The organism is Pedobacter sp. (assembly GCF_035566355.1).
Taxonomy (GTDB): domain Bacteria; phylum Bacteroidota; class Bacteroidia; order Sphingobacteriales; family Sphingobacteriaceae; genus Pedobacter.
In genome coordinates this window covers 21,893-28,364 of record NZ_DATMRL010000269.1, presented here as the reverse complement: position 1 = coordinate 28,364, position 6,472 = coordinate 21,893, and the positions used below count along the sequence as shown (strand labels likewise).

The window sequence follows — 6,472 nt, the reverse complement described above, 5'->3', positions numbered from 1 at the left end:
TAAGAACTTCAGCACTGCAAGATCTGAATACCTTAAGGATGTCCAGGTACGATACGCGCCAGGCGTATGTACCGGTTAATATCACCGATAAAACCCAGTTGTTGAATTTTTGCAGGGATGAAAGACGAAGAGAATTCCCTTTTGACGGACACCGCTGGTTCGATTTACGCCGCTATGGAATGCCTTCTATTTCCCATTTTTATGAGGAAGTACCCGGAACTGGTCAAACTTTTACGCTGGCAAAAGGAGATGACCGTTACACCTTCCCTATTCCTCAGGAAGTTCTTGACCGGAATGGAGAACTTACTCAAAACCCATAAACCTTTAAGCTAAGAACATGAAAGATTTTAACAGAACCATAAAAATGCTGTTGTTGTTGGGAGGATTTGCAGTATTGGCCAACTCCTGTACAAAGAAAGAAGCAGTATTAACACCAACTACAACCCCAGAACCGGGATTTAAAATACCGCAGGGAAACCATGATTACGATCAGCGGATTGTAAGCTATTATAACCGCTGGGGTACTTATGTGCTTTATAAATTCAGCCAGCAGGACATTGCATGGCAGGTTACAAAAAATGATATCATTTATACCTCTGTACCTGCAGATACCTTATACATTAACCAGCAGTTGAACTTAATTGAAAGCACATTTTTTAAATACTACGCAGACTCCACTTTAAGAAAATACCTGCCTGCAAAATTCTTTTTATGTAGCTCACTTATCTTCAGTAAGGTTCAAAGAAATGCCTATATGCTACCCTTCACCAATGGTAATTTTGGCGGTGTCGGAAGTTTCGCTGCTAGTGGGGGAAACAGTACCATATCAACCATCGATCCGGCAGTTTACAGGGCTGATTTGAATTTCAGCTTTTTAAAAATGATGGACCTGCAGTTCAAAATGTCAGAATCTACTGTTTTTCTTGGCACAAGCGACTATACTACGGCAATTACTGGAACCCAGGCTGATCGGTATAAAAGAGGTTTTCTCGGGGTAACTAGTGCTGTACCTGCATCCTCTGTGGATTGGCAATCCTATATACAAGCCATCGTTTCAAATTCCTATGCCTTTTTAACCGATCCCAATACCACAGCTGCAGATGTAAGCAATAGAGGAATCTTAAGCCCGGTAAAAGATGTAAATGGCTTGGTTAAAAGAAAATACGATGCAATGATAGCTTATTATAAAACCCAATATAATATCGATCTGCAGGCCATTGGCAATGGAGGATAAGACGTTTAGAGACATGTAATTCAACCTTAAAAACAGAGAAAAAATGCGGAGAATATTCTTTTCCTTAGCTATGCTTTTACCCATACTTTTAGTACAAGCCCAAACCGGGCTTGTACTAAAAGGTAGTATTAAAACGGTTACACCCATTACCATTTCCGTAAGTACCCTGTCCGGGCAGACACTTTTTAAAACAGATATTGATAAAAACAAATCGGCATTTGAGCTGGGGCCGGTTTCTGTAGTTCCTGATCTGTATGTGCTCTCCATAGGCAAGACCAAGCAGAATATCTTTCTGACCAATAGCACAGTTACTATTAAAGGTTATTATGATGACATAAACAACCAGAACAGCAGCCTGGATTTTGATGGTCTGGACGAACATTTTAAACTGATGGAATTTGCGCCCAAAACTTCATGGGATTTTAACCTGAACACCAATGCTTTTACAGCATTAAACTTTAAGGAACTCACTGCGCTGGCCTACCTTTTCCATTCGGGCAAATATGATTTCAACAATAACTTTTTGCTTAAAATTCCAGTAAATGAACGTCAAACCGAATCTGCGAAATGGTTGGTAAGAGCCGTAGATAGTTTAAAGCAATATACTGCTGGGATACCAGCTCCGGATTTTTCCTTGCCAGATGAAAATAATAAGGCAGTTTCTTTAAAAGATTTCAGGAATAAGATTATGGTGCTGGATTTTTGGGCTTCCTGGTGTGGCCCGTGCAGGAGAGAGATGGAAAAGTTCAAGACCTTTTATAAAGACTTTGAACCAGGTGTTCAGTTCATCAGCATTTCAATGGACAATGATCAGTCAAAATATCAGCAGGGATTGAAAGAAATGAATATTCCATGGGTAAAACTCTGGGATAAAACTGGCTTTTCGGAGAATCCGGATGAAAAAGCTGGGTTTTTTAAATCGAACCTCCGGATCAAATATGGTTTTAAGCAAATCCCTTTTTGTGTCATTATAGGTAAAGATGGTACAGTGCTAAGGAGAGATGTAGTTAATGCAGAAGACCTTAAAAAAACTTTGATTGAAATAACAAAAGGAAGTTAACATGAGCATACAAATGAACGTGAAATTGATATACAAATCTTTAATATTCCTGATTTGTTGGTTTTTTACCAGCACCGCATTTGCCCAGGATGTTGCAATTCTGCCTTATAAGGTAGTTGCCAATAAGATGATTGTAGAAATACGTCTGAATGGGAAACTCGTGCCCATGATTTTTGATACAGGGGGTAAAGATGCAATTACCTCTGCTTTAAAAGCAGAGTTTGGGGTCGCTGTAATGGATTCGAAAGAAATTATGGATGCCAACAGCAGTAGAAAACAAATAGATATTGTCAAACTGAACCAGGTGGAAACACCTGATAAGAAAGCAACATTCAAAGATATTCCATTTATTGTTGTGGATAATGAACTATTTACCTGCCTGGGCGTGGGAGGACTTATTGGAAGTGACCTTTGGCAAAACAACACCATTGAAATTGATGATCAGGCCAAAGTGATTAAGGTCAGGACAGGTGGGATGGCATCTTTAAAAGATAATAAGCAAGTGGTTCCTTTTGTTTCAGACGCCAATGGTGCACCGATCTTCTCTCTGAAAGTTGGAAAATTCGATGATGCAAAGGTGCTCTTTGATAGTGGTGCAGAAAGCTTTTTGTTAGTTAATGCGAAAGACTATCCGAGATTGGAACAGCAGGGGGCACTTTATATGAGCAGACAGGGAATGGGTGGAGGTTCAATGGGGGTCATAGGCAGATCAGAGAAGCCGGGCAGTAGGTTTTTACTGCAGGTTCCCGAAGTCATTGTTGGAGGAGCCAGCTTTGTGAAGCTCAAGGTAAGTGTGGGAAATTCGCCTCAGTCTTTATTGGGATACAGAGCATTGCATTATGGAAAGATAACGATAGACTTTGTAAACAAGTTGTTCCTGTTTGAGGCCATCAAGCCAGGAAGGATAGAGCTGGAAGCAGAAGATGTAAAAACTTGGGACCTGGAGCTACGTGAACAAAATCACCAATTGATCATTAGTACGGTTTGGAATGAACTGGAGGGAGAAGTGGAAGTAGGTGATGTGGTGACCCATATTGATGGAAAAGAGATCAAACCTACAAGCTTTTGTGAAAATATAATCGCTGGTATACCTGTTTTAAAGGAAAAAGATCAGGTTGTACTCACTGTAAAAACAAAACAGGGCATAAAAAATATAACCATTAACAAGAACTAAAATGAAATCGATGCATAAGATATTATTTCTTTTGGCATATGTGTTTTTTACTGTTAAAGTATCTGCACAAGAGATATCTATACTCCCCTACCAGGTCATTGCCAATAAGATGATTGTAGAAATGAACTTAAATGGAAAAGCAGTCCATATGATCTTTGATACAGGTGGCAGGAATTCCATTAGTACAACCTTAAAAAAGCAATTGGATGCACCAGTGATTAGTTCCCGGACACTGAGTGACGCAAATGGTAATAAAATGTCGTCAGATATTGTTGGTCTCAACCAGGTAAGCACGCCGGATGGTAAGGCAGAGTTTAAAAATGTTCCCTTTTTTGTCTTTGATAATGAATTGTTTAACTGCCTTGGTGTGGAGGGATTTATCGGGAGCGATCTTTTCCAAAACAATACCGTTGAAATTGATGACCAGGCCAAAGTGATCAGAATCCGGAAAGGTAGTATGCCCGGTTTATCGAGCGACAGACGGACAATTTCCTTTACAGATGATGCTGGTGGAATGCCTATAATTTCCCTGAATATGGGAAAATACAATGAAGCCAGGGTACTCTTCGATACAGGTTCCGATGGCTTTTTAACGCTTAAGCAGGAAGAATATTTGCGTTTGCAAAAACAAGAAGCACTCCATGTCATCCGAGAAGGAGAGGGGGGTGGTTCCATTGGTGTTGCGGGAAGAGGTGGAATGGGCAAATGCATTTTAGTAGAAGTTCCGGAAATGATTGTAGGACAGGCTGGTTTTATGAATGTCAGGGCCATTGTAAGTACCCCGCCTCTAACCTTATTTGGATACAAGTCGCTGCAATATGGAAAGGTAACCATTGATTATGTCAATAAACTGTTCCGTTTTGAAACACTTAAACCGGGGCAAATAGCAGTGGATTCAAAAAAGAGCTGGGACCTGGAAATGCGAATAGATGGCAATCAAATGGTAATAGCTACCGTCTGGGATAAATTAAAGGGACAGGCAGAAGTGGGCGATGTGGTTACCCATATCAATGGAAAAGAGCTTAAGCCGATGAGTTTTTGTGAAAGTATTACCACCGGTTTACCGGTTTTAAAAGAAAATAACCAAGTGGTACTGACTGTAAAAACAAAGCAGGGCATAAAAAATATCACTATTAATAAAAGTTAAGAACCGAAAATAAAAACATGTAACCATCATGAGTTTACACTCACAAAACACAAGGAGTACAAACTCATGATAGCTTGATAACCTTTAAAAATCAAATTATATTCTGATGAAAAAACGAACTTTATTACTTGTACTGTTATTACAAATTGTTGTTCTAGCAGGCAAGGCCCAATTGGTACAGAAGAAATCTAAAGAAAAGATTGCCGATTGGTATAACCTTTCCTTCGATAAAGATGGTGTTTATGGTGCTGAAGTGAACAAAGCCTATGAATTCCTGAAAGGAAAATCTGTGAAAAAGCAACCCATTGTAGCCATTATAGGTTTTGGTATGGATGCAGAGCACGAAGATCTGAAAAATACACAATGGACCAATGTGAACGAAAAGCCGGACGATGGCATCGATAACGATAAGGATGGCTGGATAGATGACATCCATGGCTGGAATTTCCTGGGCAATGCAAAAGGTGAAATGATAGAAAAGACCAATAAAGAAGGTGACAGAGAATATTTCCGTCTAAGAGGCCTTTATGAAGGGATATTCTTTAACGGTACCGATTATATGAAATTTGACGATGTACAGCAGAAACCGATTAAAGTTCCTGCTCCGGTCAATATTGCGGAGTATAGATACTTTCGTTATGCGCTTCAAAGAGAATCCCAAATTGCTGGTGCCGCTATTTCCTACTATCTTTCAAAATTCAGCAGATATTATCTGGTCAATGATCTGGAAACTGATGTAAAGAAAATGTATCCGGATCTTTCTAAAGTTGGTCAGGTCGAGTTTATTAAAGCAACTAACTATCTCGACCATCAGGGAAGTGATACAGATTCCTTAAAGTTTATGGTGAGGTATTTTTTCCTTATGACTATGGGAGTTAATAATGGTTATGCCCACTTAGCTAAACGGGATTCTGTGACTTATCTAGCTATGAGGGATCTTACATTGAAGCGTAACAGACCTAAAGAAGAATATGAAAGGTTGCTGGCCAATAACGTTGATGCCAGGAAAATTACCGGCGATGACTTTACTAATCTCGGTCAGAAAAACTATGGCAACAACAATCTATATAGTAATGGTTCATTTTATGGTACTATGTTCTCCGGAATTATAGCGGCAAATCGCGATAACAATATTGGAATCAAGGGTATCATGCCACAGACTCAGCTGATGTCCCTGCGAGCCTATCCAAAAGAAGGTGAACCGTATTATAAGGATATTGCATTGGCGATCCGTTATGCGGTAGACCATAAGGCAGATGTAATCCTTTTAGGTTCTTCAAACACCCTCTATCCTGCATACGAGGCTAAATGGGTAAATGATGCCTTACTGTACGCAGAACAGAAAGGCACCTTGGTGGTATCCAGTGTCTGGGACCTTTCCTCTGATCTTTCCAAAAGAATCTTTTATCCGAACCAGTACATCAATGGTAAGGAACTAAATAACTTTGTCCAGGTGGCTGCTTCTGATAGCTTGGGCAGGCCACTGAAGTCTGCCAATTTTGGAGTGAAGGAACTGAACCTTTTTGCTCCTGGAGTGAGTGTTAGCACCACTTATATGGGAACAACCTATCGTCAGGCCAGCGGTTCAATGATCGCAGCGGCTAGTGTGGCAGGTACAGCAGCTTTGCTTAAGGCGTACTATCCTCAGCTTACCGGCGCTCAATTAAGAAAACTCATTTTGGAGAATGTTACAGACCGTAAGGATGTTGAAGTAGAAAAGCAGGTTGGTACAAAAACAGATATGTACCTGTTTAAGCAATTGTGCAGCTCGGGTGGTATACTGAATGCTTATAAAGCAGTTGTTGCTGCAGACAAATTGAGTAAAACTAAATAGTAGACCATTTTAAAAAAAGAGAT

6 protein-coding genes are annotated in these 6,472 nt (G+C 40.0%); all 6 read left to right on the top strand.

Annotated elements, in window-relative coordinates:
- Positions 1-320 (top strand): RagB/SusD family nutrient uptake outer membrane protein (locus VNZ46_RS10700; protein WP_325560154.1); only part of this gene is annotated, 320 nt, incomplete at its 5' end.
- Positions 321-337: 17 nt separating this feature from the next.
- Entirely contained in the window at positions 338-1,234 is an 897-nt protein-coding gene (locus VNZ46_RS10695; protein WP_325560153.1) for a hypothetical protein, read from the top strand.
- A gap of 43 nt (positions 1,235-1,277) precedes the next feature.
- Entirely contained in the window at positions 1,278-2,294 is a 1,017-nt protein-coding gene (locus tag VNZ46_RS10690; protein WP_325560152.1) for a TlpA disulfide reductase family protein, read from the top strand.
- 1 nt (position 2,295) lies between these two features.
- Complete coding sequence (locus VNZ46_RS10685; RefSeq protein ID WP_325560151.1) at positions 2,296-3,468, top strand: aspartyl protease family protein; 1,173 nt, start codon at positions 2,296-2,298, stop codon at positions 3,466-3,468.
- 10 nt (positions 3,469-3,478) lie between these two features.
- Positions 3,479-4,615 (top strand): retropepsin-like aspartic protease, encoded by a 1,137-nt coding sequence (locus VNZ46_RS10680; RefSeq protein WP_325560150.1) that lies wholly within the window; start codon positions 3,479-3,481, stop codon positions 4,613-4,615.
- 106 nt (positions 4,616-4,721) lie between these two features.
- On the top strand, positions 4,722-6,449 hold the full coding sequence (locus tag VNZ46_RS10675; RefSeq protein ID WP_325560149.1) for a S8 family serine peptidase: 1,728 nt from the start codon (positions 4,722-4,724) through the stop codon (positions 6,447-6,449).
- Positions 6,450-6,472 lie beyond the last annotated feature (23 nt).

What these genes read in the sequence shown, in the direction of transcription:
- VNZ46_RS10690 (WP_325560152.1), top strand. Translation starts at nt 1,278, where the DNA reads ATGCGGAGAATATTCTTTTCCTTAGCTATGCTTTTACCCATACTTTTA.
- VNZ46_RS10685 (WP_325560151.1), top strand. Translation starts at nt 2,296, where the DNA reads ATGAGCATACAAATGAACGTGAAATTGATATACAAATCTTTAATATTC.
- VNZ46_RS10675 (WP_325560149.1), top strand. Translation starts at nt 4,722, where the DNA reads ATGAAAAAACGAACTTTATTACTTGTACTGTTATTACAAATTGTTGTT.
- VNZ46_RS10695 (WP_325560153.1), top strand. Translation starts at nt 338, where the DNA reads ATGAAAGATTTTAACAGAACCATAAAAATGCTGTTGTTGTTGGGAGGA.
- VNZ46_RS10680 (WP_325560150.1), top strand. Translation starts at nt 3,479, where the DNA reads ATGCATAAGATATTATTTCTTTTGGCATATGTGTTTTTTACTGTTAAA.